Source organism: Mesorhizobium sp. B2-3-10 (assembly GCF_006442275.1).
In the GTDB taxonomy this organism is placed as follows: Bacteria; Pseudomonadota; Alphaproteobacteria; order Rhizobiales; family Rhizobiaceae; genus Mesorhizobium; species Mesorhizobium australicum.
The window spans coordinates 90,510-115,796 of the sequence record NZ_VFVT01000008.1 but is presented as its reverse complement, the minus strand read 5'-3'; the positions used below and the strand labels follow the sequence as shown (position 1 = coordinate 115,796).

The window sequence follows — 25,287 nt, the reverse complement described above, 5'->3', positions numbered from 1 at the left end:
AACGATTTTCCGGCGACGATCGCGCTCGCGCCCCATTCCCGTCTACGGATATTGCGCCTTACCGGGGCCGGAAGCGCCGAGATCGCCCTGCAATTCCTTGGGCAGGGGAAGGCTCGAACATTGCAGATGGACGTCGCGGGCGAGCAGCTTTCGCTGCTTCTGCTCGTGCTCCTTGGTGGCCGCTATGATCCCCAATCCATACGGGCCAAGTGCAACGAATTCCCAACCCGGATGCGTTTTTTCGCGGACCGCGTAGTCCGAAGCCGCCGCTCGAGCTTGCTGGCATTGCGGCGTCGCCCATTTCTGGTCCTGCTGCGAAAGCGAGGCTCCGTAATCGACTGGAGAGGTCGCGCATCCGGCCATCGTCGCGGCCAATGCGGACGTTGCAAGCCCCACCGCAATTTTCATCCAGAAGCCCTTTGCCAACCACCGTGGAGAGTACATGGACGCCTTCATCTCACAAGGGAAGCGTTGCGACCAGAGAGCCCGGCCTCGTTTCCTGGGGCCCGCCCGTCGCCAGATTTGGACCGCAGCTGGGAACCAATGATGGGCGAGACTGTTCAGTTGTAACTTGATACGACGCTGACATTCTTGCGGGCGGGCAAGGCGGCCATCTTCAGGAGTTCCCATCATGACTATTTCGTCCGGATTTCGTTCAATCGCCATTGCCGCGATCGCCGCTGCGGGCGTCAGCCTGGCCAGCGCCGCGCATGCCGACAGCGGTAAAATCCGCTTCTCCGTCTACAAGGCGGCCTTCTTTGTCGGAGGCTCCGGTGGCGAGGGCACGCTGACTTTCCATGGCCGCAAATACCCGATCTCGATCGGCGGTGTCTCGGGCGGCCTCGCCTTCGGCGTCTCCAAGACTTATTTCCAGGGCACCGTGCGCCACATCAAGCGCGTCCGGGACGTGACTGGCGTGTACGGCGCCGCCGGCGGCGGCGGCACGCTCGGCAAAGGCGCCCAGGTGATCGTGATGACCAACGACAAGGGCGCCCAGCTTGAACTCACGGGCCGACAGGTAGGCCTGCAGGTCAACGCCGATCTGAGCGGGCTCGCCATCTCGATGAGATAAGCCTCGTGGCGTGAAGCGCGTCGCCATGACCGTGCGACGCGCTCCGGCGCACATTTTGAAACTGGAAATCAGCTCCTCAACCCCGGCGCTTCCTGTCCAGTGCGCTCGACATATTCCGTATAGCCGCCACCATAGGTGTGGATGCCTTCCGGCGTCAGTTCGAGCACACGGTTCGACAGCGCGGCCAGGAAATGCCGGTCGTGCGAGACGAACAGCATCGTGCCTTCATACTGCGACAGCGCCTCGATCAGCATCTGCTTGGTGGTGATGTCCAGATGGTTGGTCGGTTCGTCCAGCACCAGGAGGTTGGGCGGGTCGAACAGCATCAGCGCCATCACCAGCCGCGCCTTCTCGCCGCCTGACAGCACCCGGCATTTCTTCTCGATCTCGTCGCCGGAAAAGCCGAAACAGCCGGCAAGTGCCCGAAGCGGCGCCTGGCCGGCCTGCGGAAAATTATCCTCCAGCGTCTGGAACACGGTGCGCTCGCCTTCGAGCAACTCCATGGCGTGCTGGGCGAAATAGCCCATTTTCACACTCGGTCCCCGCGCCACCGTACCGGTATCGGGATCGGAAGCACCGGCCACCAGCTTCAGCAGCGTCGATTTCCCCGCGCCATTGACGCCCATGATGCACCAGCGCTCGCGGCGGCGGACCTGGAAGTCGAGCCCTTCATAGATGGTGCGGCTGCCATAGGCCTTGTGCACGTTCTTCAAGGTGACGACGTCCTCGCCACAGCGCGGCGCTGGCTGGAACTCGAAATTCACCACCTGGCGGCGCTTTGGCGGCTCGACGCGGTCGATTTTGTCTAGCTTCTTCACCCGGCTCTGCACCTGCGCGGCATGCGAGGCACGCGCCTTGAAGCGCTCGATGAAGGCGATCTCCTTGGCCAGCATCGCCTGCTGACGTTCGAACTGAGCCTGCTGCTGCTTGTCGGCGATCGCCCGCTGCTGCTGGTAGAATTCGTAATTGCCGGAATAGGCGGTGAGCGATCCCGCATCGATCTCGACGATCTTGTTGACGATGCGGTTCATGAACTCGCGGTCGTGCGAGGTCATCAGCAGCGCGCCGTCATAGCCTTTCAGGAACTGCTCCAGCCAGATCAGGCTTTCCAGGTCGAGATGGTTCGACGGTTCGTCGAGCAGCATGGCGTCTGGCCGCATCAGCAGGATGCGGGCCAGCGCCACGCGCATCTTCCAGCCGCCCGAGAGTTTGCCGACGTCGCCGTCCATCATCTCCTGGCTGAAGCCCAGACCGTCCAGCACCTCGCGGGCACGCCCGTCCAGCGCATAACCGTCGAGTTCCTCGAAGCGATGCTGCGCCTCGCCATACTTTTCGATGATCTCATCCATCCGGTCGGCCTGGTCGGGGTCGGCCATCGCAGCCTCGAGTTCCGCCATTTCGGCCGCCACGTCGCTCACCGGCCCAGCACCGTTCATCACTTCCGCGACCGCGCTGTGGCCGGCCATGTCGCCGACATCCTGGCTGAAATAGCCGATGGTGACGCCACGATCGACCTGCACCTGGCCCTCGTCAGGCTGCTCCTGGCCGGTGATCATGCGAAACAAGGTCGTCTTGCCGGCGCCGTTCGGCCCGACGAGGCCGATCTTCTCGCCCTTCTGCAGCGTGGCCGACGCCTCGATGAAGACAAGCTGACGGCCGTTCTGTTTGCCGATGTTTTCAAGTCTGATCATGGTGATCCGGGGAGGCTCAAAGGAGATTGGAGGATTTGCCCGCGCCCTTACGCGAATGAAGATGCCAGGGGAAGAGGCAGAAGCGCCGCAGATGCCTGGCGGAGTACGAGGCGCCGATCTCCTCAGCCAGGGGAAATCGGCGGTTTGCATGGCTGCTCCTGCCTGCCGGCGCCCATGAAAATCGGCGGGCGGTCGAAATTCGCGATTGTCGAACGACTTCGGTTTGGCGGCCTTTACGGCCTGACCAGCAACGCCAACAGGACAGGACCATGGCAATGGCCAAGATGCTCGTGATCTACAAAACCCCGGCCGATCCGGCCGCCTTCGACCGCCACTATTTCGACGTTCACATACCGCTTGCCAAGAAGCTTCCCGGGCTGCGGCGCTATGATGTCAGCAGGCGGCCCATCGTCAAGCTCTCGGCGGGCGAGATGCCTTATCTGGTGGGAACATTGTATTTCGACAGCCTCGACGACATCCGCACCGCCTTCGCCTCGGAAGTCGGCGTCGCCTGCGCCGCCGACCGGCGGATACTGGCTCCGGGCGACGACGATCTGACGATGCTGTTGTTCGACGCCGACGAGGTGTGATCCCGACCGCCAGAAACACTCCAGAAACAAGATTCAACATCCGGGAAAAACTGAGGAAAACATCGTCGGGCATAACATGCTCGTGGCAACCGGACAGCGGTCGCCACCAATGCAAAGGGATGCTGCCAGCGATGCAACGACATTCGACCGGATGGATGAGTGCCCTCGCAGGCATTTCGCTGGCCATGCTCGCGGGCGCACAGTCGGGTGCGGAGGCGGCGGTCACCCGTAGCGAATATTGCAGCCGGCTCGGTCTTCAACTCGACGGCGCCATCCAGACCAAGCCCAGGCCCGGTGCCAGTGCGAGCCAGATCGCGCAGGCAACGGCACTGCAGGACAAGGCGAACCGGTTCTGTGCCGAGAGCAAGCAGGCGCAAGGCATCCGGACCTACGCCAACGCCCTGAAGCTCCTCGGTGTGACACCGGTCGACCTCAACCAGTGACGAGCAGTCATCACCCTTGAAGACCCGTCACGAAAGGGCGGCCTTTTCCTGCGAGCAATGCGGGAGCGGTCCGCCCTCGCACAGCGTGTCTTGCCCTTGCTGGATGGCGGCAAAGTCCTGATGACGGATCTGGATGGAATCCGGGTAGAACGCGGTCGAGGAATTCTGCACGCCATCACCACGGCAGTCCTGCCGTCACCACGGCAATCTCTCGCCATCGCGAAAAAAGCCGCCGGTCGGGCCGTCGTCCGGCAAGGTCGCGGCCCAGACGATGCCGGCCGCCCCTTGCGCGACCGGGCGTCCGCCCGGTCCCCCCATGTCGGTGGCGACCCAGCCAGGGCAGACGGCATTGACCAGCACGCCGGAGCCGCGCAGCTCCGCCGCCAGCACGCGCGTCAGCGCGTTGAGCGTCGCCTTCGAGGTCGAATAGGCCGGCGTCCCCGCCCCCATCGAGGCTAGCGAACCGCCTTCGGACGACACATTGACCAGTCGGCCATGGCCGCCCGCCCCGAGCAGCGGCGCGAAGGCGGCGGCCGCTCGCCAGGCGCCGAAGACGTTGGTCTCGAACGCCTCGCGGATGACGGTCCAGTCGGGCCGCGAGGCGCGCGAGCCGGTGTCGTAATGGATGGCGGTATTGTTGATCAGCACGTCGAGCCGGCCGAACCGCCGCTGCACCTCTTCGGCTGCCGTCTGAGCCGCGTCAGGCGCGGCGACATCGAGCGCGATGACCTCGACATGGCCATCGAGCGCCTTGGCCGCCGCCTCGCCCTTGGCGATATCGCGCACGCCGAGCAGTACGGTGAAGCCGAGCTTGGCCAATTGCCGGCCGGTTTCCTGACCGATGCCGCGATTGGCACCTGTGACGAGGGCGACTTTGTCGGAATGGGTGTTCATCTGTCATGCCTTTGTGGCTGCCGATCATCGAAGCGAAGATGGCACGGAGGGAATTGATTTATTAGGCGGCGGAGATCGCAGTCATTGTGCGATCGATTGCATGGATTGGTTTGCGCAGGAATCGGGTGTCGGCCGGCGCTGCGCCATGCGATCGTTGATCCATCATGAGGACCGGTCATGCTCACGCTCCACGATTATCTGCCATCGCAGAACGGCTGGAAGGTCCGGGTCCTGCTCGGATTGCTTGAGATTCCCTACGACAGTCATCCCGTCTCGATTTTCGAGGGCGAGAGCCATACCGACGCCTTCCTGGCGCTCAACCCGGCAGGCGCTGTTCCCGTACTTCAACTCCGAGACGGCAGCGCCATTGCTGAATCCAATGCGATCCTCACCTACCTCGCCGAAGGCACGTCCTTCCTGCCGTCGGACCGCTATCGGCGTGCCAAGGTCATGCAATGGCTGTTCTTCGAACAGTACAATATCGAGCCCGTCATCGGCTCGCTGCGCTTCTGGACCTTGACCGGACGGCTCGAGCGCAACCAGGCCATGGTTGCCGGAAAACGCGAAGCCGCAGCCCGGACGCTCGCCGCCCTGGACCGCAGCCTTGGCGAGACGCCGTTCCTCGCCGGCAGCGACTTCACCGTCGCCGACATCGCCGTCTATGCCTACAGCCATCGCGCCGGGGATTGCGGCTTTTCGCTGCCTGAGTATCCGGCGTTTGCCGCATGGGCGGAGCGCGTGCGCGATGCCATCGGACCCGGCTACCCCGTCCATCCCTACAGCATCGATCCGCATTCCGGAGCCTGAGCGCATGTGCTGACGGATCTGGCTCCCGCCAGAATCCGTCTCTGTTTACACCACGGTGGAATAGGGATACTTTTTATCCTTAATAAGTCGGTCGGTACCGACCCGGGAACCCGTGGATGATCCTGAAAAGCCAAGTCGAATGGGCACTGCACTGCTGCGCCATTCTCGCCGGTCTGCCCGAGGGGCGGTATCTCTCCACAAAAGCGCTTGCCGAGTTCCACGGCCTTCCCAAGGAATATCTCTCCAAGGCACTGCAAAGCCTGTCGCAGGCGGGACTGGTGCACACGACGCTGGGGCCGTCGGGTGGATACCGGTTGGCGCGGACGCCGGCAGAGCTGACCTTCCTCGACATCGTGGAGGCGGTTGAGGGCAAGGCGCGGACGTTTGTCTGCAACAATATCCGCGAGAACAATCCGTGTCGTCCCCAGGGCTATTGCGAAAGCAATCCTTGCCCGGTGGCGCGCATCATGTGGGAGGCCGATGAGGCCTGGCGCGCAAAATTGCGCGCCGTCAGGCTTTCCGACCTCACCGAAGCGTTGGCGCTCGACATCCCCGCGGAGCTTTGGAAAAACAGCTTCGAATGGGTGCTAGAGCGCGCCGGATGAACGTGGCCGCATGACCGTCGCGGGCGGCCGGTCCCCCGTCGCCGGCATGCAGGCGGCTAGCCATGCCCGCATCGTTCCGGGCGCCCGTTATCGACAGCGCCACGCCGAGATAGATGGCGGCGACCACCAGGTCCTGGAGCAGGCGCGCTTCTCGCGGCCTCAGGCGTGCCATGGGACGCCCACGGCCCTGGAAATACCAGACACGATGCCGGCAAGCCCGAGAAGGTTGATCAAGACCAGAGCCAGGAAATGATGATCGCCGAACATGGGCTCACCGACAGTATTTTGGCTGGCGGCAGGGCCGGACGCGAGGAAGGGCGACCGGCCTTGCGCCCCTATTTCTTGGCCGGATAGGTCATTTCCTTCTGGGCGCTATCGACCACGAACACCGCCAGCAGCTTCGCGGGCTTCGTCTCGCTGCCGTTTTCGCTAACACTGTGGCGATCACCCGGCATCTCCGAAAAGCTCTCGCCGGCCTTGTAGACCTTGACCGGGTCGTCGTTGACCTGGCTGCGGATGGAGCCTTCCAGAACGGTGGCATAGATAAAGGCGGAGCTTGGATGCGTATGCGCCTCCGAATAGCCGCCCGGGCCATATTCGACGAGGATGCCCTTGATGCTCTTGCCGGGGGCATTCGGCAGTTCATGCTCATAGACGAGGGTGACCTTGGCGGCCTTCTCGCCGGCGCGATGGGCCTCCTTGGCTCCAACCGGGCCGGCCAGTGCCGCCGTCAGGGCGAGCGCGATGGCGATTGACTTGATCATTCGAAAACTCCTTTGTGTGTTGAGCTACGGCGCATCCTGGCGGTCATTTCCGCGCCGCGGTGGCGAACCATTGTTCGAAGGTGATGCGGCCAAGGCGCGGATTGTTGTCGGAGACGAGCGAAGTGTCGTTCAGCCTCGCGCCGAAGTAGAGCGCCTCCGGATCAGCCACGACCTCGCGGGGATCGCCGACAGCCTTGAGGTAGCGGGCGACGAGTTCGCTCATGCGCGCACGCTCCGGACCGGAAATCTCGATCATGCCGTTGATCGGCGCGCCGAGCGCGATCCCGGCCATCACATCGGCGACGTCGTCCGATGCGATAGGCTGCACATAGGCCGGCGACAGGTGCACGGCCTCGCCGACCGTGCCTGACTTGGCGATGCTGGCCAGGAATTCCATGAACTGCGTCGAATGAACGATGGTGTAGGGGATGCCGGAGGCCTTGATCAGCTCTTCCTGGACGAGCTTGGCGCGAAAATAGCCGCAGTCCTGCAGGCGTTCGGTCCCGACAACCGAGAGCGCGATGTGGTGCCTGACCCCGGCAATTTTGCCCGCGGCGAGCAGGTTGCGGCCTGAAGTGGTGAAGAAATCCACGGCGGGCTGGTCCTCGAACGAAGGTGAATTGGCGAGGTCGATGACGACCTCGGCGCCACCCAGCGCCACCTCCAGGCCTTCGCCCGTGATGGTGTTGACGCCGGTATTCGGGGCGGCGGCAACCACCTCGCAGCCCTGCTTGCGCAGCCGTTCGACCGTCTTGGAGCCGATAAGCCCGGTGCCCCCGATGATGACGATTTTCATGATAGTCTCCGTTCGCGGCCGCGCCGCGTCGTTGCTGGTTTCGTTGAGGGAGAGGTCAGTTCAGGCCGGCCTTGTCGAGGCCGTAGAGCTTGTCCGCGGAGCCGGGCACGGTCTTGAAGGCGACGCTGACACGGTTCCAGGCGTTGATGGCCATGATCGAGAAGGTGAGGTCGGAGATTTCCTTCTCCGAAAGCTGCCCGCGCACGCGTTCATAGAGCTCGTCCGGGATACCGCCTTCGGGGAGTTTGGTGACGGCTTCGGTCCAGGCAAGGGCGGCACGTTCTCGGGGAATGAATAGGATCGATTCGCGCCAGACGGCGAGATGGTACAGCCGCAGCTCGCTCTCGCCGTGGATCTTTGCTTCCTTGACGTGCATGTCGAGGCAGAAGGCGCAGCCATTGATCTGGGATGCCCTGACGTGGACCAGATCGCGGAGCTTCTCTTCGATCGCGCCATGTGTCTCGGCCATGCTGAAATCGAGGAGCTTCTTGAAGAGTTCAGGCGATTGCTGGGCGGCGTTCAGGCGCTGCGTCATGGCTTTTCCTTTTTTGGATATCTTGTGTCCTTAAGGACAATTAATATCCACAATGACTGGACAGTAAAGCGCCACACGCCTACGATGCGAACATAAGGCTTATGTCGAAAAGTATGAGGGCGAGGATGGACGTCGTATCGGCGTTGCGAACGTTCCTGCGGGTGGCGCAGACAAAATCCTTCTCAGCGGCCGCCATCGACCTCGATCTGACGCAGCCGGCTGTATCCCGGCAGGTCTCCGCGCTGGAATCGCATCTCAAGACGCGCCTCCTGCATCGCACGACGAGCGCGCTCGCCTTGACGGCGGAGGGTGAACGGATGCTGCCGATGGCGTTGCGCGTCATCGAAGCGGTCGAAGCGCTCGGCGAAGCCAGCGGCGCCGAAGCGGCAGCCATATCCGGAAAGGTTAGGCTCAGCCTGCCGACGCCCCTCGGCTTCTTCCTCAGCGACCGTCTGGCAGGGCTGTTGGAGCGCCATCCGGCACTTCAGGTCGAACTGCTCCTTCGGGATGAACCGTCGGACGTGGTCGCGAATGCGATCGATCTAGAGGTACGCCTCGGGCCGGTCTGTGACAGCAGCCTGATCTGCCGCCGGATCGGCTGGACAACAGCCTTTCTCGTGGCCTCGCCAGCCTACATCGAGGGGCGCGACACACCGCGAACGCCGCAAGACATCAAGGATCACTCCTGCATTTGCTACAGCCGTGGCGGGGACGGCCGGTCGTGGTCGTTCTCCAGTGGAGCGGAGGAAGTGGTTCTGCGGATTGAGCCCCGCCTCGTCGCCAACAATTCGATGGCCGTCCATCGCGCGACCCTGGCGGGAGCCGGGCTTGCGGTGCTTTCCCACATCCTCGCCGGATCGGACATCGAAGCGGGCAGGCTGGTCAAGCTGATGCCGGATTTTCCGCCGACGCGCCTGCCGATCAATGTCGTCTACCCGTCCCGCCGGAATATCCCGCTGCGTGTGACAACGGTGCTCGACTTTCTTATCCAGGCCGTCCGCGGCGATGTCTTGATGGCGTCGTCGGCGCCCGTGCGGACAATTCCCGGACCCTTGACCCACACTACCGCGTCTGAAGGCTGCTATTTCTTTCCCTGCGGATAGATCGTCTCGCCGCGCTTCAGCATCGCCACGAAGGCTTCGATCTTCTTCTTGCGCCCGGCTTCGGTCTTCATGTTGTGGGTGCGGAAGGCGAGCGAGAAGCGGTTCTGCGCGCTGAGCTTTTCCAACATCGCCTTGGCCGCCGGCTCGGCATCGATCGCCGCTTGCAGATCATCGGGGATTTTCATCTCCTTGCCGCTGCCATAGGCACGTGCCCAGCGCCCGTCGGCCTTGGCCGCCTCGACCTGTTTCAGCCCGTGCTCGGTCATGCGGCCCTCCTCGATGAGCCGCGCGACATTGTCGATGTTGATCTTGCTCCAGATGCTTTTTTTGCCGCGCGGCGTGTAGCGCTGCAGGAAACTGTTCTCGTCCAGCCCCTTGCGCACGGCGTCGATCCAGCCGAAGCACAGCGCGACGTCGATGGCTTCCTTCGGTGTGATCGACTTCAGTCCCGAGCCTACCTTGTGAACCTTGATCCACACTTCGGTTTCCGTGGCGTGGTGCTGGCCGAGCCAGGTATGGAAACTGGCCGCGTCGGGAAATTCCCTGACCTTTTCGGGATCGACCTTGACCGGAGCCATCAGCGGGCCTGCCGGTTCAGAATTGTTGTCGCTGGGGCCCCTGTCATCTTGCCTCCGTCATCCTGCGGTCTCGGCATCATGGCATCGCCCACTGTCAATTCCCGTCAGCAGTGGAGACGCTGTCATGAAGTTGGAAACACACCATGGATTGCCGCGTTGCGGCTGAAGCGCGCCCGACCAGATGGAGGAGCACGACGCTTCCCCACCGTGCTATAGGACCACAAATGCCACGCGGGGGGATATGCCGCAATGAAATCTCTGCTCTTCGGCCTTGCCTTGTTGCTGCCGGGCGTGGCGCTGGCCGAACCGATCGAAACCCGCAAGATCATCACCGCGCTGACCGGCGACTTCAACGGCGACGGCGCTCCCGACCTTGCCATGGTGGTCGAGACCGGCCCGACCGACCCGATGGACATCCATTTCTTCCTCGGGGACAAGGAGCACAATTACCTCAAGCCTGTCGAGATCGTGCGCGAACAGATCGGTGGCGAGTGGAACGGCTACGACCGGGCGGGCTACGAAAACTCCGACGCCGAGCCGGAGCTGACAATGCTGCCCAACGGGTCGATCAAATTCCATCTGCCGGCGCCGGAGATCGGCAGCGAGCGCACCAACCAGACGCTGACCGTGGCCTACCGCAACGGCGCCTTCATCGTTGCCGGCTTCGCCTACGATTCCGATGATTACCTGCAGGAGAATGCCGCCAGCGCCTGTGACTACAATGTGCTGACCGGCAAGGGCACCAGCTCGAAGCAGCAGCCGGACGGCAGCACGAAGCACAAGACCGTGTCGGCGGAAGGCAAGACCATCGCATTCCGGGACTGGAACTCGGGCGACGCCTTCGCTGCTTGCCAGGAATAATGGCTCGCTGGGCTTCGGCCGGCATCAGGCCGGTGGCGGCATTGCCGGCGTCAGGCCGTGACGGCGCATGATCTCCATCATCGCAGCTTTGTCGGGCGGCCCGCCGGCAGCGGCGTTAAGCAGACCGAATGCCTCGCGGAAATAGTCCGGACCAATTGCCGCCGGCGTGATGACGCACAGCGTCTTGGCATCCCGGGTGCCGTTATTGTCGAAGCGGTGGACGGCGCCGCGTGGAATGCACAGCGCCTCCCCCGGCCCAACCTCGATCGGCTTGCCGTTCACGGTCCAGGTCAAAACCCCGTCAATGCCGTAGATCGTTTCCTCGTAATGGTCGTGGCTGTGCGCCGGCGCGGGCAAGCGCTGCGCGCTTGGCACCATCAGTTCGAAAGCGGCGACGCTGCCGTTCGAATTTTCGCCCGACACCAGGAAACGGACCGACAGCCCCTTGGTGCCGATGGTTTCATCGGCTGGGTTGACCCCAGGATTCATGGATGACATTGCGCAAACCCCTCCGGTAAATTACATTTACTAGTCATCAGTAAACTCAATTTACCGGATCGTCAATGGCCACCTCCACCGAAGTTCTGCAGACCAAGACCGAGGACCTTTTGATCGGCGCCCTGCTGCGCGTGCCAGCCCAGGCGATCCAGCGCCGGCTGATCAGGGAGCTCAATGCCGCCGGCTTCGACGAACTGCGTCTGCCGCATATGGCCGTGCTGCAGTTTCCCGGCCCGGACGGCGCGCGGCCCGGCACGATCGCCGAGCGTGCCGGCATGAGCAAGCAGGCCATCAACCAGCTGCTCACCAGTCTGGAAGGCTACGGTTATCTCGTCCGCTCCGACGGCGAAGGCAGCGCGCGCGTGGTGCGGTCCACCGAGCGCGGCCACGCCGCTTTCTGGAAAATGCTCGACATATTGCGCGACATCGAGGAGGACTGGCGCACCGAACTTGGGCCGAAGCGCTTCGCCGAACTTAAGGCGCTCTTGTTCGCAGTCTGGGATAGCCCGCTGGCCCGTTGAGCAAGCTCCGGCCATCGAGGCAATCGGGTTTCCAAACCGCACCGCGTCGGGACCAATCGGCATCTCCGATAGCACCATCGGTTTCTTCCGTTTCCCCTCACCGCATCGAGCTGCCAATTCCCTGCCCTTGTCCAACCAACGAAGGCAGAGCGGAATGAGCATTTCGAACCAGAGAATCCTGATCGTCGGCGGCGGATCCGGCATGGGCCTCGCGCTTGCAAGGCGCTGCCTGGCAGCCGGGGCCGAAGTCATCATCGCCGGGCGCGGCGAGAACAGGCTGCGGCAGGCGCGTGAGGCGCTGGGCAATCCCGCAGGGCTGGGGATGGCCACTGTCGATATTGCGCGGGAAGACCAGGTCGGGGCGTTGTTCGCCGGGATCGGCGGCCTCGACCATATCGTCAGCACCGCCGCCGACATCGAAGGCGCCTACCGGCTGCTGCCGGAGCTCGGTCTCGAGGCGGCGCAACGCGTGGTCGACAGCAAGCTCTTCGGCCCGCTGCTGCTTGCCAAGCATGGTGCGCCACGGCTGGCAGCGGCTGGATCGATGACCTTCGTCTCCGGCATCGCCGCCTACCGGCCGGCCGCGCGCGGCTCGGTCGTCGCCGCTGTCAATGCCGCGCTCGAAGGGCTGGTGCGGGCGTTGGCCATAGAACTCGCGCCGCTCCGCGTCAACGCGGTGTCACCCGGCTGGGTCGATACCGAAATTTGGGCGCAAGTGGCGGGCGACAGGAAGGCAGACACGCTTGCGGCGATGGCCGAGCGGCTGCCGGTCGGCAGGATCGGCCAGCCCGAGGACATCGCCGACGCGATCGCCTTCCTCATCGGCAATGGCTTTGCCACCGGCACGACGCTCCACGTCGAGGGCGGACATCGTCTCGTCTAAAACGGACGGCTCTGCGAAATGCTGTTAAAGCAGGACCTTGGAGCGGCTTGAGGATTCAGCGTCTGAACTGGCTTTCGAGGATGCCGGCGCCTGCATGTCGCTCGCGGCGGTAAGCAGGCGGCGCAATGCCGGCGGCTGGACGCGCCGGCGCCGCCAGATCATCGTCAGCGGCGCCGCCGGTTCCGGGCCAGGCCAAGGCAGTTCGATCAGCTCACGACGCTTGAGCGCGTCGCTGACCGCCAGACGTGGAATGAGGCCCAGCCCCGCGCCGGCCGCCACCAGCCGGGCAATGGCACCGATGCTGCCGACTTCGGCGGCAAGTTCAGGCGTACCAGTGCCCGCCTCGGCAAAGGCGGTGTCGAACATGTGCCGGTAGATGCATCCAGGCTCCGTTGCCACGAAGCGCAGCGCGGCAAGGGCGGCCAGGTCGCACGGAACCGGCTTCTGCCCCGGCGCGGTGACCAGCGCCAGCGGTTCGGCCAAAATCGTGCGCCTGGCGAAGCGCTGATTGGCGCCGCCGTTGAACATATCGCGGCGCTCGAAACAGAAGGCGACATCGATGTCGCCCTCCTCCAGCAGGCGCAGCAGCGCGCCGCTATCAGTCACTTTCATGCGCACGGCGATATCAGGATAACTGGCCTGGAACCCCGGCAGCCAGGGCGCCAGCCGGGCCGAGGCGATCGTCTCCAGCGCGCCGATGGTCAGCGCTCCGCTGGTCTGTCCCGCCGCCGCGAGCACCGCCGCCCGCGCTTCGGCATCGAGCCGCAGCAGTTCCTCGGCGATGGGCTTCAACGCCAGTCCCGCCGAGGTCAGTTCCAGGCCCGACTTCAAGCGCGTGAACAAGACAGCGCCCAGCTCGGCCTCCAGCGACTGGATCTGGTCGCTCACACTCGACTGGGCGAGATGAACCGTCTCGGCGGCGCGCGTGACGGTACGGCAGCGCGCCACCACGAGGAAGGTCTTGAGCAGTCTTGGATGCATCGGCTGGCCGAAATCGCCCGGCCTACTGCAGCTGCGGCTTTTTCAGGAAACTGCCGCGGTCGGCGGATTTCACACGCAGCCACGTTTCGCGGCCATCGCGCACCACCCGCATCGGGATCTCGGCACCGGCCGAACCGCTTTCCCACAGCTTGCGATAGAAATCGGCGAGCCCGTCGACCGCGCCGTCACGGACCTCGGAGATGACGTCCCCTTCGCGCAGGCCGGCCTTGGCGGCCGGGCCGCCCTCGGTCACGCTCATCACCACCACCTTACCGTCGCTTTCGGCCGACAGCGCCCCGAGCCACGGGCGCGGCGGCTTGGCCACCTGGCCACGCGTCAGCAGGTCGTCGAGGATCGGCGGCAACAGGTCGATCGGCACCACCATGTTGATATCGGCCACCTCGCCGGCGCGGCTCATCTGCAGGCGCAGCGAACCGATGCCGAGCAGTGCGCCCTCGGCGCTGAACAAGGGCGCGCCGCCCCAGGACGGATGCGCCGGCGCGATGAAGATCGCCTCGTCGAGCAGATACTCCCAATAGCCGGCGAATTCCTGCTTGGTGACGATCTTGGCCTCGACTGCCCGGCCGATGCCGTCGGCAAGCACCACCGCGTCGCCGATCCTGGCCTTGCCGGCATCGCCCAGCGCCACGGCCGGCAGGCCCGTCGGAGCCAGCGCCTGGACGAGGCCAAAGCCTGATTCCTGGTCGTAGGCCAGCGCGTGCGCGGGGATGACACGGCCGTCATGCGAGGTCAGCCAGACCTCTTCCGCCTCGGTGATGAGATAGCCGATGGTCAGCACCAGCCCGTCATCGCGGATGACGACGCCGCTGCCTTCCCTGAGCGTGCCGAGGGCCCCGGCCGTGAAGGCATCCTCCGGAACGGTCGCCCGCACGGCAACCACGGAGCGCGGATTGGGATTGATGGTCATGATTTTGTCCTGCGGTGCGAATGCCTGGCGGCTTGTTGTATAGGTATGCCACGCGGGAGAAGGCGCAAGGGGTGAGAACGGTGAGCATGGACCACGAAGCCAATCACTTGGCCTTTCGAGTTTCGAACGCCCGGCAGGGCAATGCGGCGGCCCAAGATTAACATAGTTCAACACAAGTTGAACTTCCCCCTCCACGGCCCTACCTATAAACGCCTATCCATCCTTCCCACGACAAGAGGCCGTGCAATGACTGAATACACCCCGCCGAAAGTATGGACCTGGAACAAGGCCAATGGCGGCACCTTTGCCAGCATCAACCGGCCGATCGCCGGTCCGACGCATGACAAGGACCTGCCCGTCGGCAAGCACCCGCTGCAGCTTTATTCGCTGGCGACGCCGAACGGCGTCAAGGTGACGGTGATGCTGGAGGAGCTTCTGGCGCTTGGCCACAAGGGCGCCGAATACGACGCCTGGCTGATCCGGATCAACGATGGCGACCAGTTCGGCAGCGGCTTTGTCGAGGTCAATCCCAATTCCAAGATCCCCGCCCTGATGGATCGCAGCGGCAAGACCCCGTTGCGCGTCTTCGAATCCGGCTCGATCCTGGTCTATCTCGCCGAAAAATTCGGTGAATTCCTGCCCACCGAACAGCCGGACCGGGCGGAAGTGCTGTCCTGGCTGTTTTGGCAGATGGGTTCTGCGCCGTATCTCGGCGGCGGTTTTGGCCATTTCTACGCCTATGCGCCGGAGAAGTTCGAATACGCCATCGACCGCTTCTCGATGGAGGTGAAGCGGCAGATGGACGTGCTCGACCGCCGGCTGGCCGAGGTCGAGTATCTCGGTGGCAAGGATTATTCGGTCGCCGACATGGCGGTCTGGCCCTGGTATGGCGGGCTGGCGCTCGGCCGGATGTACAATGATTCCGCCGAATTCCTGTCGGTTCAGGATTACAAGCACGTTCAGCGCTGGGCAAAGGCGATCGACGAACGGCCCGCTGTCCAGCGTGGCCGCATGGTCAACCGCGCCTTTGGCGAACCGTCCATGCAACTGCACGAACGCCATGACGCCAGCGACTTCGACACCAGGACGCAGGACAAGCTGGCCGCCGAGTAAATTCTGGAGAACTGGCGGGCGACAAACAAAAGCCCATCACCGGATTAAATCGGTGATGGGCTTTTTGCTTGATGCATGAGACGGATCAGTGAAGAACTTCCACGATCTGACGGGTGTCCGGGTCGACCAGCACGGTCTGATCGTTGATCACCGCAACGCGATACTTGACGTTGGGGACCTCGCGCAGTTCGACCTTGTCCGGCACGGACGAGCCGAGCTTGAGCTCGACGCCCAGAAGGTTCACCGACGCCAGCGGCTCCTTCTTGATGTATTCGCGAACCACCGTCTCCTGTTCCGGCTGGACCACGATCGTGTCCGCCAGGGCCGCTCCGACGCCGCCCAGCAGGACGATGGCAGCCGCGGCGCTCGTAAGATAATGCTTCATAACAACCTCCATGATTGGGTATTTCGCTCCGCCTCAGGGGAAACTCTCACGCAACTGGGAGGTTCCATCCTTGTTTGTGAAATAAATGTGGCGCGCAACCAGAAACATGCCACATTTTATTATGCACACATGTGAAGATAAGCAATGGTATGCTTTGCTTTTCTGAAGAAACTTCTTCTAATTTGCGGAAATAGCAAAAGCATCGCGCGTTGCAGCGCAAGCAATGTCGCCTCTTTCTCGGATTACCCGCTCCTTAGGAACAACTAACGTATAGCGGAGAGTGTCGTTCCAAATGCTCTACCGGGCCTCCAAAAAAGGCCCGCCCTGCCGGGAGCAGAACGGGCCTTCAACGGACCGGTGGAGGTGGCGCCTCACCGATCGCGGCAGGAAAACGCACGCATCACAGCTTCGTTCCACCGGCCGCCGCGATTTGGCGGAAGGTGCGCAACGCTCGATACCGGAGCGGGAGCTCTTCGTCAGAATCGGACGCCGTCCCGATGGAGCGGCGGCACCGGGTTGACTGCATCCGGGCTCATCGCGACGTTTTGCGCGCGCCTGTAGATCAGCCCCACGACGAGCACGAAATAGCCGACCTGCAGGACGACCAGGACCACCACTGTCCAGCCAAGCGCCACCCAGAACGAACCGGTAGCAATATAGGTCCACACTGCGACAACGATCGTGGTCGCCGACATCCCGACGAGAAAAGACCCAAAATACATCGACCATCAAGATCGCCGAACCGATTCCGGTCCGGCGACTCCCTGCCCATCTCCACACCCGCGCACAGGCTTTCATTATTTTAGCAACTACGCAAGTATGGCGTCCGCCTAGGCATCCATGTAGAAGTTTGTTGCGGGGCGGCCCCGGCAGGAGCAGTTTGATGCTCACGGACCGCGATATCAGGGAAAAGAAGTCCGGTGGGGATTGGAAATGACGCTCAAGCTTATCGGCGCCGGTTTCGGCCGCACCGGCACATGGTCGACCTTTGCAGCGCTTAACAGGCTCGGCCTGCCCTGCTATCACATGCAGGAAGTGATCATGAACAAGGCCAATAAGGGCCATCTTGATTTCTGGCGCGCGGTGGCCAACAGCCCGCCCGGCACCCAGCACGACTGGAACCGCGTGTTCGCAAGCTATACGGCCACCGTCGACAATCCAGGCTGCTGCGTCTGGAAGGAATTGATGGCTGCCTACCCCGACGCCAAGGTGCTGCTGACATTACACCCACGCGGCGCCGAGGCCTGGTATGAAAGCACCATCGACACGATCTACTTCACCGAGAACCTGTGGCAGTTCAAGGTCCTGGAATGGCTCACACCGTTCGGCCGCAAGTTCGGCGACATGTCGCGCAAGCTCATCTGGGGCCGCACATTGGCCGGCGTCATGGGTGACCGCGACAAGGCGGTTGCCCGCTACGCCAGCTATGTCGACGAAGTGAGAGCAGCCGTGCCGCCGGAAAAGCTGCTGGTGTTCAACGTCAGCGAAGGCTGGGGGCCGCTCTGCCATTTCCTCGACGTCGCCCAGCCAAACGAAACCTTCCCCAACCTGAACGACCGCGAAACGATCAAGAAGATCATCCGCGACATCATCAAAGGCTCCTACATCATGCTGGGGCTGACGATGGCCGCCATCGCGGCGGTGATCGCGGCATTGTGGTGGTGGCTGGGGTAACGGCAAGCCCAGGCAGTTCGATCCCTTGCCTGCATGGAGCGGTCAAGTTTTTCGCTCCGAAACAAACGACCTCAAGAGCTACCCGCTTTCACGCGGGCAGGCTGGCTGACAGCGGCTCTCGCCGGAATTTTGCGCTTGTCTTTGCCTGCCGGGCAGCCACCAGCCCATGCCTGTCCGAGCAGGCTACCGTTCTTGAACCTGGCGGCGAGGCCGGGTGATCATATCTCGATTGGATAAAATAGCGGAACGTCCAATGGACATTGCCGGAACCGAACGGGGCCTCTCGGACTTTCGGGCGCACGAAACAAGACCTTGGTCCTACAAGGAAAACCGATCAGTTCGATCCGCAGGCCGCAGCCCATCGAGTCAGATAGCAACGCAACGTCCCCGGTCAATCCATGGACCAGCACTTTGCCATACTGCGTTACCGCCTCGCCAGCCGCCTGGGGTTGGCCGATCATGCCCGGCTAGAATGCCGGGTCTTGCAGCCCCTGCCTATTCCGCTTTCGCGGAAGTTTCCGACGTGTGGGCGATGTGCGATGGTGTTGTTGCGGCGGTACGAGCCGCCCTGGTTGGCGCGGGCGCCGAGCACACCCCAACAATGCGCCCCCCCGTCCGCGTCGACCATGGCAAGCGCCCCGATTACTTGACCAGCGTCCATGCCCCGGCCCAGCCTCTCCAGGCACTCACCCCGGCGCCCCTGCAAACAGCACGACGCCGTCACCACCGGCCGCCGGCCAATCCCTGATGGTGCGGTCGGAGCCGCCGGTCAGCACCGTGCCATCGGCGGCGAAGGCGACTGCGTAGATCGGTCCGGTCTGGCTGTCGAACATGGCGATCTGGTTGCCGCTTGCCATGTCCCACAGCCTTGCAGTGCCGTCGAGCGATCCGGACAGCAGGTGTTTGCCGTCGGCCGATAGCACCAGCGCGTAGACCGTGCCCTCGTGGCCCTCGAAGCGCTTCACCTCGCGGCCGCTGTCGACGTCCCAGACCTTGATCGTCAGGTCGCCGCTACCGGTGATCAGATGATGCCCGTCGGCGGTGAACACGGCGCCATAGGTGCCTTGCTCATGGCCGTGCCAGCTGCGCAACTGCTTGCCGCTGTCGATGTCCCAGAGTTTCAGCGTCCCGTCGATGCTGCCCGAGAGGGCCTGCTTGCCATCGGGCGAGACGGCGACCGCGCTGATCGACCAGTCGTGGCCGGTCAGCACATGCAGCACGGACCCGTTGACGAGGTCCCAGATGATGACGTTGCCGGTGTCGTGCCCGCTGACGGCGCGCCTGCCGTCCGGGCTGATCGCCAGCTTGTTGACGCCACCGTTCTGGCCGGATTGGAAGACGTGCAGCACCGCGCCGTCGGCGAGTTTTCGCTGCACGATCTCACCATCGTCGCCGGCCGTCAGCGCGCTGGTGCCGTCGGGCATGTAGAGCGCGGTACGCGCCATGTCCTTGTGAACGCCGAGATTGCGCATCAGGTGCTTGCCGCCCATGTCCCAGAGCTTGATCGTGTGGTCGGTGCTGGCGCTCATGATCGAACGCCCATCCGGCGCCACCGCCAGCCAGACGACCGCATCGCGATGGCCGTCGGGCTGCGTTGGTGCCGCCGGCGGCGACGGCGGCAACGGCGCCACCGTCGGCGGCGGAATGACCGCGACCTCCGGCGGCATCGGGGCCGTAGACGCCGGCGGAACAGCAGGCTCGGCCACCGGCGGAGCTGGTTGCACCGGCAAAGCCGGCGGGTTTGCAGCGGCTGGCGGCGTGGCCGCCTGCTCGGACGGCAGGGCCGGCGGCAAGGGCGGTGTCCGAGCAACCGGCGACGGCGATTCCGGCTTTGGCACGGATTCCATGGGCGGCGCGCTGGCGACATGCTCGCCACCCTCATGCGGCCGCCACGAGCCGAACCCGTCGCCAAGCAGCACCAGCAAGACAACCACTGGCAGCACCAGGAAAGTTTGGCGCAGGCGTGGGCGGCCCGCCGGCTCCAATTCGGCGTCCCTGCCGAACAGCGGCACCCCGGCCGCGTGCACGGGCCGGCCGGGCAATTGACCCGCCAGGAACAGCAACGCACCGATGAAACAGGCAAGTGCCGCCGCCGAATATGCCGCCGGCCGCAGCGTGGCAACGTCGAGCCCGGCAAGGCCACGCCCGGCCAGGATGTCGATCAGCGGATAGACCTGGGCCAGACAGGCAGCCGCGACCACAGCCAGGACAAGCGCCAGCGACCTGTCAGCCAACCTGTTCATCGCGCATCCTCCTCGCCTGGCCTTCAGGTCAGACTATCAGCGTCATGGGCGTATCGCAAAATGCCGCCGGGCATCGCGTGAGACGGACGCAGACAGCCGCGGTATAAGAAGATCTGCGGCGGCCCTGCTCAAGAAAACCCAGCTTGAGGTTGATTGCGCCGCCTCCGTCGTGGCCACGATCTCCGGTTCGACCAGACGACGCCGACAAAGGTTAGTGTTCAATTTACCACGGTCGCTGCCGATAGGAACTCAGCCATCCCCGGCGAAATATTGACAGCGGACGGAGTTATGACACACTCCGCCCGGGATATAGTGGAGAGCTTGCATCATGAAGAAGATTTATGAACGGCCCGTTTTGATCAGGAAGGGCAATCTGAAATTGATCACAGCCGCGACCAACGGGCCGATTGTGATCTCGATCACGAAGTAATCAGCTGGTCAGAACCAGGTCGTCTACAACCATTTGCCAGTGGTGTTTCGTCGAAAGGCGGACACGGGTGATCTCCCTGAGCATCGGGGCGTAGCGCAGCGGCGTGAGCGCCGACAGCACCATTTCATCGCTGGCGACCAACCGGTCGCCCGACCAGCTTTCGATCAGCGCCGTTTCCCCCTCCGCCTTCAGCCAGGCAGCGCTGAGCAGCACCGAGTGGAAGACAAATGGCGTCTCGCGGCTGAACTCGGCCGGATAGCCGCTGCTGGTGTATGCCACGTGGTCGCCTGAAACATTGCCGTTGACATAGCCCTCGCTGTCCTTGGTGTGGTCATTCGCCATGGCGTTCAGGTTGCGCCAGTCGAGCCCGGCGTGGCCGCATGGGATCTTGCGGAAGCCGCGCCCGGTGACGTCGTCGAAGCCGATCGTGCGCGCCGCCGCCTCATCCACCGGCGCCCGGGGCGAAAGCAACCCGAGATCGGTGGGGTAAGGCGACAGCACCAGCCGGCGGTCGAGCCCGCCGCCGGTGATCACCACAGTGTCGGCGTCGTCGGCAAGCTCGAACCGGAAGGCCGAAGCCGGCGCCAGCGTCCGGCTCTCCGTCACCTGCCCCCGCGCCATCACCGACAGGGTCGCGCTACCGCCTGCCGCCATCCTGCCGGCCAGGCTGCGCACCGGTGCCAGCCCGACCGGCCGCGGCAGGTCCTGCGATATCAGCCCGGCGGGCGAGCCGGGTGCCAGCCGGAACTCTATCGACTGCGTGTCGTTGGCGCTTGGCGAGCGCCAGCCCGGCGGCACTGAAACGGAGAACCGGTAGGCGGCCGGCACGCGGATCGCAGCCGTCAGCGCAGATGTCGACATGGCGAAATTGGCATAACCGCCATTGTTCGTCCTCGAGGACGCGACAAAGCCACCCTGCCCGTCGAACAGCCGCACCATGATGCCGGCCATGGGCCGGTCGGCCACGCCGTAGCTGCCGTCGCGGTCGACGTCGAAATAGACGAAGGACGAGTAGTTGACGGTGCCGGTGCTGCGGCTCCAGTCGGTGCGCACGGCGTAGTCGTTGGCAGGATTGGCCCGGCGCAGCGCCCGACGGCGCAGGCGCGCCTTGCGCAACAGCTGAATGGCGGCAACCGCGGCGGCAATGATCGCGAGCGCCGCCACAAGCAGGCCGACAAGAGCGAGGTCACTCATGGCAGACCGGCTTCGGTAGCCGCTCGCCATTGTCACAAATGCAATGCATCAACTATCCCCGCCGATCCTGTCCAGCTTAGCGCGAGAGACAACCCGCGGAAAAGGGTGCGTGCGCCGCTGACGGACGTGAAATCCCTCACCCCAATTCCACCCAGACCGGCGCGTGGTCGCTGGCGCCATCTTGCCCGCGCACGTCACGATCGATGCCTGCCGCCCTGAGCTTGCGCACCAGCGTCGTCGACAACAGGATGTGGTCGAGCCGCAGGCCCGCGTTGCGTGGCCAGCGGTTCCGTCGGTAATCCCAGAAGGTGTAGAGCGTCTCCTTCGGGTATTTCTTGCGCAACGCATCGGTCCAGCCTTGTTCGAGCAGCGCGGCGAAGGCAGCGCGGCTTTCCGGCTGCACCAGCGCGTTGTCGTCATAGGAGCGTGTGGCGTAGATGTCGCGCGGTTCGGGCACGATGTTGTAGTCGCCGGCCAGCACTACCGGCAGGCCGGTGTCGATGAGCTGTTCGGCATGCGCTTCGAGCCTTGCGTGCCAGGCGAGCTTGTAGGTGAATTTCGGCCCCGGTTGCGGGTTGCCGTTGGGCGCATAAAGGCAGGCGATGACGATGCCGTTGACCGCAGCCTCGATGTAGCGGCTCTGCCGGTCGGCATCGTCGCCGGGCAACACATCGCGGGTCAGCACCGGCTCGGCACCGCGCGCGAGTATGGCGACGCCGTTCCAGGTCGGCTCGCCTTTCCACACCGCGCCATAGCCGGCATCGGCAAGCGCGGTGCGCGGAAACTGCGTGTCGCGCGCCTTCAGTTCCTGCAGGCAGACGACATCGGGTTTTGCGGAGCCGAGCCACGCCAACAGGTTGTCCAGCCGGCTGTTGATGTTGTTGATGTTGAAGCTGGCGATCTTCATTGGGATCAGGGGGCGATCCTGCCCACCCAAGCCCTCACCGTCTCCGCCAGCGTCGTCAGATGATCCGTGGTCGAGAAACCCGAAATGCTCTTGCGCGGCTTCAAATCATGGTCGCCGTCCTCCAGCCAGATCACTTCGATGGCATCGGAAAGGTTGTAGGTCGCGACCTCGTCCTTGGTGCCGAACTCGTCGCGTGTGCCTTGGAAGATCAGCGTCGGCGTCTTCAGCCCGGTGAGATGTTTTGTCCGCAATTGCTCGGGCTTGCCAGGCGGATGGAAGGGATAGCCGAGGCAGACCAGTCCTAATATTTCGCCCTTGGAAAACATCTCGTCGGCGATCATCGACGCGACCCGCCCACCCATCGACTTGCCGCCGATGATGAGCTTGCCCGTCACGCCCTTCGCCCTGAGGTCGGCGATCGCGTTGATGTATTCCGGGTTCACCGTCTCGGCACGCGGCGGCGGCTTGCGCTGGCCGTAGCGGCGCGCGGCCATATAGTGGAACTCGAAGCGCACGATCTGGAAGCCAGCGGCGGCCAGCGCCTTTGCGGTGGCTGTCATGGAGGGAGAGTCCATTGAAGCGCCGGCGCCATGGGCAAGCAGGATGGTGACGGGAGCGGTCTCGTGGCCGTCGAAGAGGAAGCTGGTCATGATGTGACACCCCGCGCGACGGCGAAGCTGCCGATCTCCCCCCACGAAGCGAGAGATCGGCTGTCATCGCGGCCTTCGCCCACCATCGTCACCCCGCCGACTTCGCCAGCTGCATGTCCACGAACTGCACACCCCTGGCAGCCACCCCTGCCCATTCCGAGACCGCGTCGAGCTCCAGGTACCGCATCCACAACCGCCGCGCCTCGAGCAGATTGCCGGCGTCAAACTCCAGCCGCGCCAGATTGAACACCGGGTCGGCATAAGTCTTGTCGAGCGCGATCGCCTTCTGCAAATGCCTTCGCGCCGAAGCGTCGCGCCCTTGCTCGCTCATCAGCCCGGCCAAGTTGAACCAGGCTTCGACGAAGGCCGGATCGAGCTTGATCGCCCTGGCATAATCATGCGCGGCTTCCGCCACGCGCCCGGACCCGCGCAAACAGTTGGCGCGGTTGAAGGCGGCGATGGCGTCGGTGGGATCGATGGCGAGGCAGCGCTGATAGAGTGCGGCGGCCCCGTCATGGTCCCCGCCCTCCTCGGCGGCTTCCGCCTCGGCGAACAAATCTTCCAGCGTGTCGTCGCCTTGTGCCGCGGCACCGAGATCGAACAGCAGCTGCCCGTCGAGCTCGCTCTGGCCGCCTTCGAGGTAGATGGCGTCGGGGCGGCCGTGCTGCGAGCCGACATTGAGCGACTTGGCGGTCAGCGAAGCCACCGGGCCGGAGCGGTGGACGGAGCGCGCGATCGCGCCCCATGTCGCGCCCCCGGCGATCAGCCCCGCATATTTGCGCGCCAGAATCAGGTCGCGGAAGGAATAGGGCTCGCCATCATGCTCGAAGGCATCAAACAGGCTGAGCCTGTCGAGATCGGCGCCGGACAGCCTTGACTGGTCGATCAGCGATTGGCGCGACAGCGAAGAGGCCTCGGGCGCCTTCATCAGCCCGAGCAGCCGCAGGAAACCGTTCTCGCTCATGAGAATGCGCCCGGCCGCGCGCTCGGCGCCAACGCGACGTTCGATCTCGCTATCGCTATTTTTGCCGAGTCCGGCCTTGGTCAGTCCCGCCTTGACCAACAATGCGCGTCCGAACACGACATGCGTGGTGCGGCGGGTGACGCCGCGCCTGAGCTGGCCGTGCTGGCGCTCCACCTCGCGTGCGGCAAGCCTGAGCGGAAACGCCGCCAGTGCGCCGATCGTGCCAAAGACAGCGCCCGGAACGGCCGGAGCCGTCATTTCTTGCTCTTGCCGACCGCCTTGAGCAGGTTGGCCTTGAGCGGATTTTCAGGCGCACCACCCGCGGCCGCCTTCTTCGCGGCGGGCTTGGCGGGCTCGTCGGCCTTGCTCTTCGACTTGGCCGGCGGCTTCGACTGAGACAGGCTGGCCTTCAGCGCATCCATCAGGTTGATGACGTTGCCGCGCTCCGGTGCCGCCGCGATGATCGGCTTGTGGCCCTTCAGCTTCTCGCGGATCATCGTCATCAGCGCGACCTCGTAGCGGTCCTCGTAATTCTTCGGATCGAAGGTGGTTTCCTTCTGCTTGATCAGCGCTTCGGCAAGCTGCAGCATTTCCGGGTCAGGCTTGCCGGCTGGAATGTTGCCGAAATATTCAGCCGTCCCACGCACTTCGTTCGGGTTCCTCAACGTGCACACGAACATCCCGTTCTCGCGCGCGCCGATCGTCACCACGCGCTCGCGGCTGGACAGCACCAGCCTGGCGATGGCGAGCTTGCCGGATTTGCGCATCGCTTCGCGCAGCACGGCGAAAGTCTCTTCCGCCATCGCCCCGTCCGGCGCCATGTAATAGGGCGCGTCCTGGTAGATGACGTCGACCTCGTCCTCATCGACGAAGGCTTCGATGTTCATCGTGTGGTTGGATTCGATGCGCACCGCGTCGAGGTCGGCATCGTCGATGATGATGTACTGCTTGTCCTCGTACTCGTAGCCCTTGACCAGATCCGCCCGCTCGACGAGCCCCAGTTCAGGGTCGACCGGCTTCATGTTGATGCGGTTGTGGGTCTTCTTGTGCAGCTGGTTGAACGAGATGCGCTCGCTGGCGCTGGTGGCGGGGTATAGCCGCACCGGACAGCTGACGAGACTGAGTTTGAGGTAACCCTTCCAACTTGCCCTGGGCGCCATGATGAACTCCTACGCGG

The 25,287-nt window shown here is 63.8% G+C and carries 30 protein-coding genes and 1 pseudogene; 12 read left to right on the top strand and 19 right to left on the bottom strand.

Annotation, left to right across the window (positions count from 1 at the left end; translation table 11 throughout):
• Positions 1–42 precede the first annotated feature (42 nt).
• Positions 43–408: a hypothetical protein gene (locus FJ943_RS22945; protein ID WP_140725526.1), complete on the bottom strand. Its 366-nt coding sequence runs from the start codon at positions 406–408 to the stop codon at positions 43–45.
• A 223-nt stretch (positions 409–631) separates the two neighbouring features.
• On the opposite strand from FJ943_RS22945, the gene FJ943_RS22940 reads away from it, so the two are divergent.
• Positions 632–1,072, top strand: coding sequence for a hypothetical protein (locus tag FJ943_RS22940; RefSeq protein WP_140725142.1), 441 nt, complete (start codon positions 632–634; stop codon positions 1,070–1,072).
• Between the two features lie 68 nt (positions 1,073–1,140).
• Here FJ943_RS22940 and FJ943_RS22935 read toward each other — a convergent pair whose 3' ends face one another.
• A complete protein-coding gene (locus tag FJ943_RS22935) occupies positions 1,141–2,763 on the bottom strand; it encodes an ABC-F family ATP-binding cassette domain-containing protein (protein WP_140663454.1) in 1,623 nt (540 codons plus the stop codon).
• Between the two features lie 275 nt (positions 2,764–3,038).
• Between FJ943_RS22935 and FJ943_RS22930 the strand changes: the two genes are divergently transcribed.
• Together FJ943_RS22930 and FJ943_RS22925 are read left to right on the top strand one after the other, a co-directional pair.
• Entirely contained in the window at positions 3,039–3,353 is a 315-nt protein-coding gene (locus tag FJ943_RS22930) for an EthD family reductase (protein ID WP_023775080.1), read from the top strand.
• Between the two features lie 155 nt (positions 3,354–3,508).
• A complete protein-coding gene (locus FJ943_RS22925) occupies positions 3,509–3,796 on the top strand; it encodes a hypothetical protein (RefSeq protein WP_140725139.1) in 288 nt (95 codons plus the stop codon).
• Between the two features lie 195 nt (positions 3,797–3,991).
• On the opposite strand, the gene FJ943_RS22920 is transcribed toward FJ943_RS22925, so the two are convergent.
• Complete coding sequence (locus FJ943_RS22920; protein ID WP_140725136.1) at positions 3,992–4,690, bottom strand: SDR family NAD(P)-dependent oxidoreductase; 699 nt, start codon at positions 4,688–4,690, stop codon at positions 3,992–3,994.
• Between the two features lie 177 nt (positions 4,691–4,867).
• Between FJ943_RS22920 and FJ943_RS22915 the strand changes: the two genes are divergently transcribed.
• Together FJ943_RS22915 and FJ943_RS22910 are read left to right on the top strand one after the other, a co-directional pair.
• Positions 4,868–5,497: a glutathione S-transferase family protein gene (locus FJ943_RS22915; protein ID WP_140725133.1), complete on the top strand. Its 630-nt coding sequence runs from the start codon at positions 4,868–4,870 to the stop codon at positions 5,495–5,497.
• A 116-nt stretch (positions 5,498–5,613) separates the two neighbouring features.
• Positions 5,614–6,102, top strand: a complete 489-nt coding sequence (locus FJ943_RS22910; protein ID WP_015316869.1) for an Rrf2 family transcriptional regulator — start codon at positions 5,614–5,616, stop codon at positions 6,100–6,102.
• A gap of 82 nt (positions 6,103–6,184) precedes the next feature.
• On the opposite strand, the pseudogene FJ943_RS30055 reads toward FJ943_RS22910, so the two are convergent.
• The 4 genes and pseudogenes from FJ943_RS30055 to FJ943_RS22890 form a co-directional block, all read right to left on the bottom strand.
• Positions 6,185–6,369: pseudogene (locus FJ943_RS30055) on the bottom strand (hypothetical protein); the annotation flags it as partial.
• Positions 6,370–6,437: 68 nt separating this feature from the next.
• On the bottom strand, positions 6,438–6,866 hold the full coding sequence (locus tag FJ943_RS22900; protein ID WP_140725130.1) for a cupin domain-containing protein: 429 nt from the start codon (positions 6,864–6,866) through the stop codon (positions 6,438–6,440).
• Positions 6,867–6,909: 43 nt separating this feature from the next.
• A complete protein-coding gene (locus FJ943_RS22895; protein ID WP_140725127.1) occupies positions 6,910–7,662 on the bottom strand; it encodes an SDR family oxidoreductase in 753 nt (250 codons plus the stop codon).
• A gap of 55 nt (positions 7,663–7,717) precedes the next feature.
• Positions 7,718–8,197 carry a carboxymuconolactone decarboxylase family protein gene (locus tag FJ943_RS22890; protein WP_015316865.1) on the bottom strand — a complete coding sequence of 160 codons (480 nt, stop codon included), beginning with the start codon at positions 8,195–8,197 and terminating at the stop codon, positions 7,718–7,720.
• A 125-nt stretch (positions 8,198–8,322) separates the two neighbouring features.
• Between FJ943_RS22890 and FJ943_RS22885 the strand changes: the two genes are divergently transcribed.
• Positions 8,323–9,300, top strand: coding sequence for a LysR family transcriptional regulator (locus FJ943_RS22885; protein ID WP_140725124.1), 978 nt, complete (start codon positions 8,323–8,325; stop codon positions 9,298–9,300).
• On the opposite strand, the gene FJ943_RS22880 is transcribed toward FJ943_RS22885, so the two are convergent.
• Entirely contained in the window at positions 9,279–9,878 is a 600-nt protein-coding gene (locus FJ943_RS22880; protein ID WP_140725121.1) for a YdeI family protein, read from the bottom strand. The two genes, FJ943_RS22885 and FJ943_RS22880, sit on opposite strands and share 22 nt — an antisense overlap.
• A gap of 249 nt (positions 9,879–10,127) precedes the next feature.
• Here FJ943_RS22880 and FJ943_RS22875 point away from each other — a divergent pair, with 249 nt between their 5' ends.
• Positions 10,128–10,739: a hypothetical protein gene (locus FJ943_RS22875; protein ID WP_015316862.1), complete on the top strand. Its 612-nt coding sequence runs from the start codon at positions 10,128–10,130 to the stop codon at positions 10,737–10,739.
• Positions 10,740–10,763: 24 nt separating this feature from the next.
• On the opposite strand, the gene FJ943_RS22870 is transcribed toward FJ943_RS22875, so the two are convergent.
• The gene (locus tag FJ943_RS22870) at positions 10,764–11,237 is read right to left on the bottom strand and encodes a cupin domain-containing protein (protein WP_140617937.1); all 474 of its coding nucleotides are present in this window, start codon (positions 11,235–11,237) and stop codon (positions 10,764–10,766) included.
• 65 nt (positions 11,238–11,302) lie between these two features.
• Between FJ943_RS22870 and FJ943_RS22865 the strand changes: the two genes are divergently transcribed.
• Together FJ943_RS22865 and FJ943_RS22860 are read left to right on the top strand one after the other, a co-directional pair.
• Complete coding sequence (locus FJ943_RS22865; protein ID WP_140725119.1) at positions 11,303–11,758, top strand: MarR family transcriptional regulator; 456 nt, start codon at positions 11,303–11,305, stop codon at positions 11,756–11,758.
• A gap of 154 nt (positions 11,759–11,912) precedes the next feature.
• Complete coding sequence (locus tag FJ943_RS22860) at positions 11,913–12,641, top strand: SDR family oxidoreductase (protein WP_140725117.1); 729 nt, start codon at positions 11,913–11,915, stop codon at positions 12,639–12,641.
• 24 nt (positions 12,642–12,665) lie between these two features.
• On the opposite strand, the gene FJ943_RS22855 is transcribed toward FJ943_RS22860, so the two are convergent.
• Together FJ943_RS22855 and FJ943_RS22850 are read right to left on the bottom strand one after the other, a co-directional pair.
• Entirely contained in the window at positions 12,666–13,622 is a 957-nt protein-coding gene (locus FJ943_RS22855; RefSeq protein ID WP_015316858.1) for a LysR family transcriptional regulator, read from the bottom strand.
• Positions 13,623–13,644: 22 nt separating this feature from the next.
• The gene (locus tag FJ943_RS22850) at positions 13,645–14,550 is read right to left on the bottom strand and encodes a S1C family serine protease (RefSeq protein WP_023775064.1); all 906 of its coding nucleotides are present in this window, start codon (positions 14,548–14,550) and stop codon (positions 13,645–13,647) included.
• A 246-nt stretch (positions 14,551–14,796) separates the two neighbouring features.
• Here FJ943_RS22850 and yghU point away from each other — a divergent pair, with 246 nt between their 5' ends.
• A complete protein-coding gene (gene yghU / locus FJ943_RS22845; RefSeq protein WP_140617934.1) occupies positions 14,797–15,663 on the top strand; it encodes a glutathione-dependent disulfide-bond oxidoreductase in 867 nt (288 codons plus the stop codon).
• 85 nt (positions 15,664–15,748) lie between these two features.
• On the opposite strand, the gene FJ943_RS22840 is transcribed toward yghU, so the two are convergent.
• The gene (locus FJ943_RS22840; protein ID WP_015316855.1) at positions 15,749–16,048 is read right to left on the bottom strand and encodes a DUF1236 domain-containing protein; all 300 of its coding nucleotides are present in this window, start codon (positions 16,046–16,048) and stop codon (positions 15,749–15,751) included.
• A gap of 476 nt (positions 16,049–16,524) precedes the next feature.
• The gene (locus tag FJ943_RS22835) at positions 16,525–16,770 is read right to left on the bottom strand and encodes a hypothetical protein (RefSeq protein ID WP_015316854.1); all 246 of its coding nucleotides are present in this window, start codon (positions 16,768–16,770) and stop codon (positions 16,525–16,527) included.
• A 211-nt stretch (positions 16,771–16,981) separates the two neighbouring features.
• Here FJ943_RS22835 and FJ943_RS22830 point away from each other — a divergent pair, with 211 nt between their 5' ends.
• Entirely contained in the window at positions 16,982–17,722 is a 741-nt protein-coding gene (locus tag FJ943_RS22830) for a sulfotransferase family protein (protein ID WP_140617933.1), read from the top strand.
• A gap of 686 nt (positions 17,723–18,408) precedes the next feature.
• On the opposite strand, the gene FJ943_RS30180 is transcribed toward FJ943_RS22830, so the two are convergent.
• Positions 18,409–19,965: a WD40 repeat domain-containing protein gene (locus FJ943_RS30180; RefSeq protein WP_140725114.1), complete on the bottom strand. Its 1,557-nt coding sequence runs from the start codon at positions 19,963–19,965 to the stop codon at positions 18,409–18,411.
• 328 nt (positions 19,966–20,293) lie between these two features.
• Here FJ943_RS30180 and FJ943_RS29830 point away from each other — a divergent pair, with 328 nt between their 5' ends.
• Positions 20,294–20,395, top strand: a complete 102-nt coding sequence (locus FJ943_RS29830; protein ID WP_015316851.1) for a hypothetical protein — start codon at positions 20,294–20,296, stop codon at positions 20,393–20,395.
• Here FJ943_RS29830 and FJ943_RS22820 read toward each other — a convergent pair whose 3' ends face one another.
• The 5 genes from FJ943_RS22820 to FJ943_RS22800 form a co-directional block, all read right to left on the bottom strand.
• On the bottom strand, positions 20,396–21,589 hold the full coding sequence (locus tag FJ943_RS22820) for a hypothetical protein (protein ID WP_015316850.1): 1,194 nt from the start codon (positions 21,587–21,589) through the stop codon (positions 20,396–20,398). It abuts the gene before it with no gap.
• A 136-nt stretch (positions 21,590–21,725) separates the two neighbouring features.
• On the bottom strand, positions 21,726–22,496 hold the full coding sequence (locus FJ943_RS22815) for an exodeoxyribonuclease III (protein WP_140725111.1): 771 nt from the start codon (positions 22,494–22,496) through the stop codon (positions 21,726–21,728).
• A 5-nt stretch (positions 22,497–22,501) separates the two neighbouring features.
• Positions 22,502–23,146: an alpha/beta family hydrolase gene (locus tag FJ943_RS22810; RefSeq protein WP_140725108.1), complete on the bottom strand. Its 645-nt coding sequence runs from the start codon at positions 23,144–23,146 to the stop codon at positions 22,502–22,504.
• Between the two features lie 88 nt (positions 23,147–23,234).
• Positions 23,235–24,368: a tetratricopeptide repeat protein gene (locus tag FJ943_RS22805; RefSeq protein ID WP_140725105.1), complete on the bottom strand. Its 1,134-nt coding sequence runs from the start codon at positions 24,366–24,368 to the stop codon at positions 23,235–23,237.
• The gene (locus FJ943_RS22800; RefSeq protein ID WP_015316846.1) at positions 24,365–25,270 is read right to left on the bottom strand and encodes a Ku protein; all 906 of its coding nucleotides are present in this window, start codon (positions 25,268–25,270) and stop codon (positions 24,365–24,367) included. The genes FJ943_RS22805 and FJ943_RS22800 overlap by 4 nt, the downstream gene beginning before the upstream one ends.
• Positions 25,271–25,287: the final 17 nt, after the last annotated feature.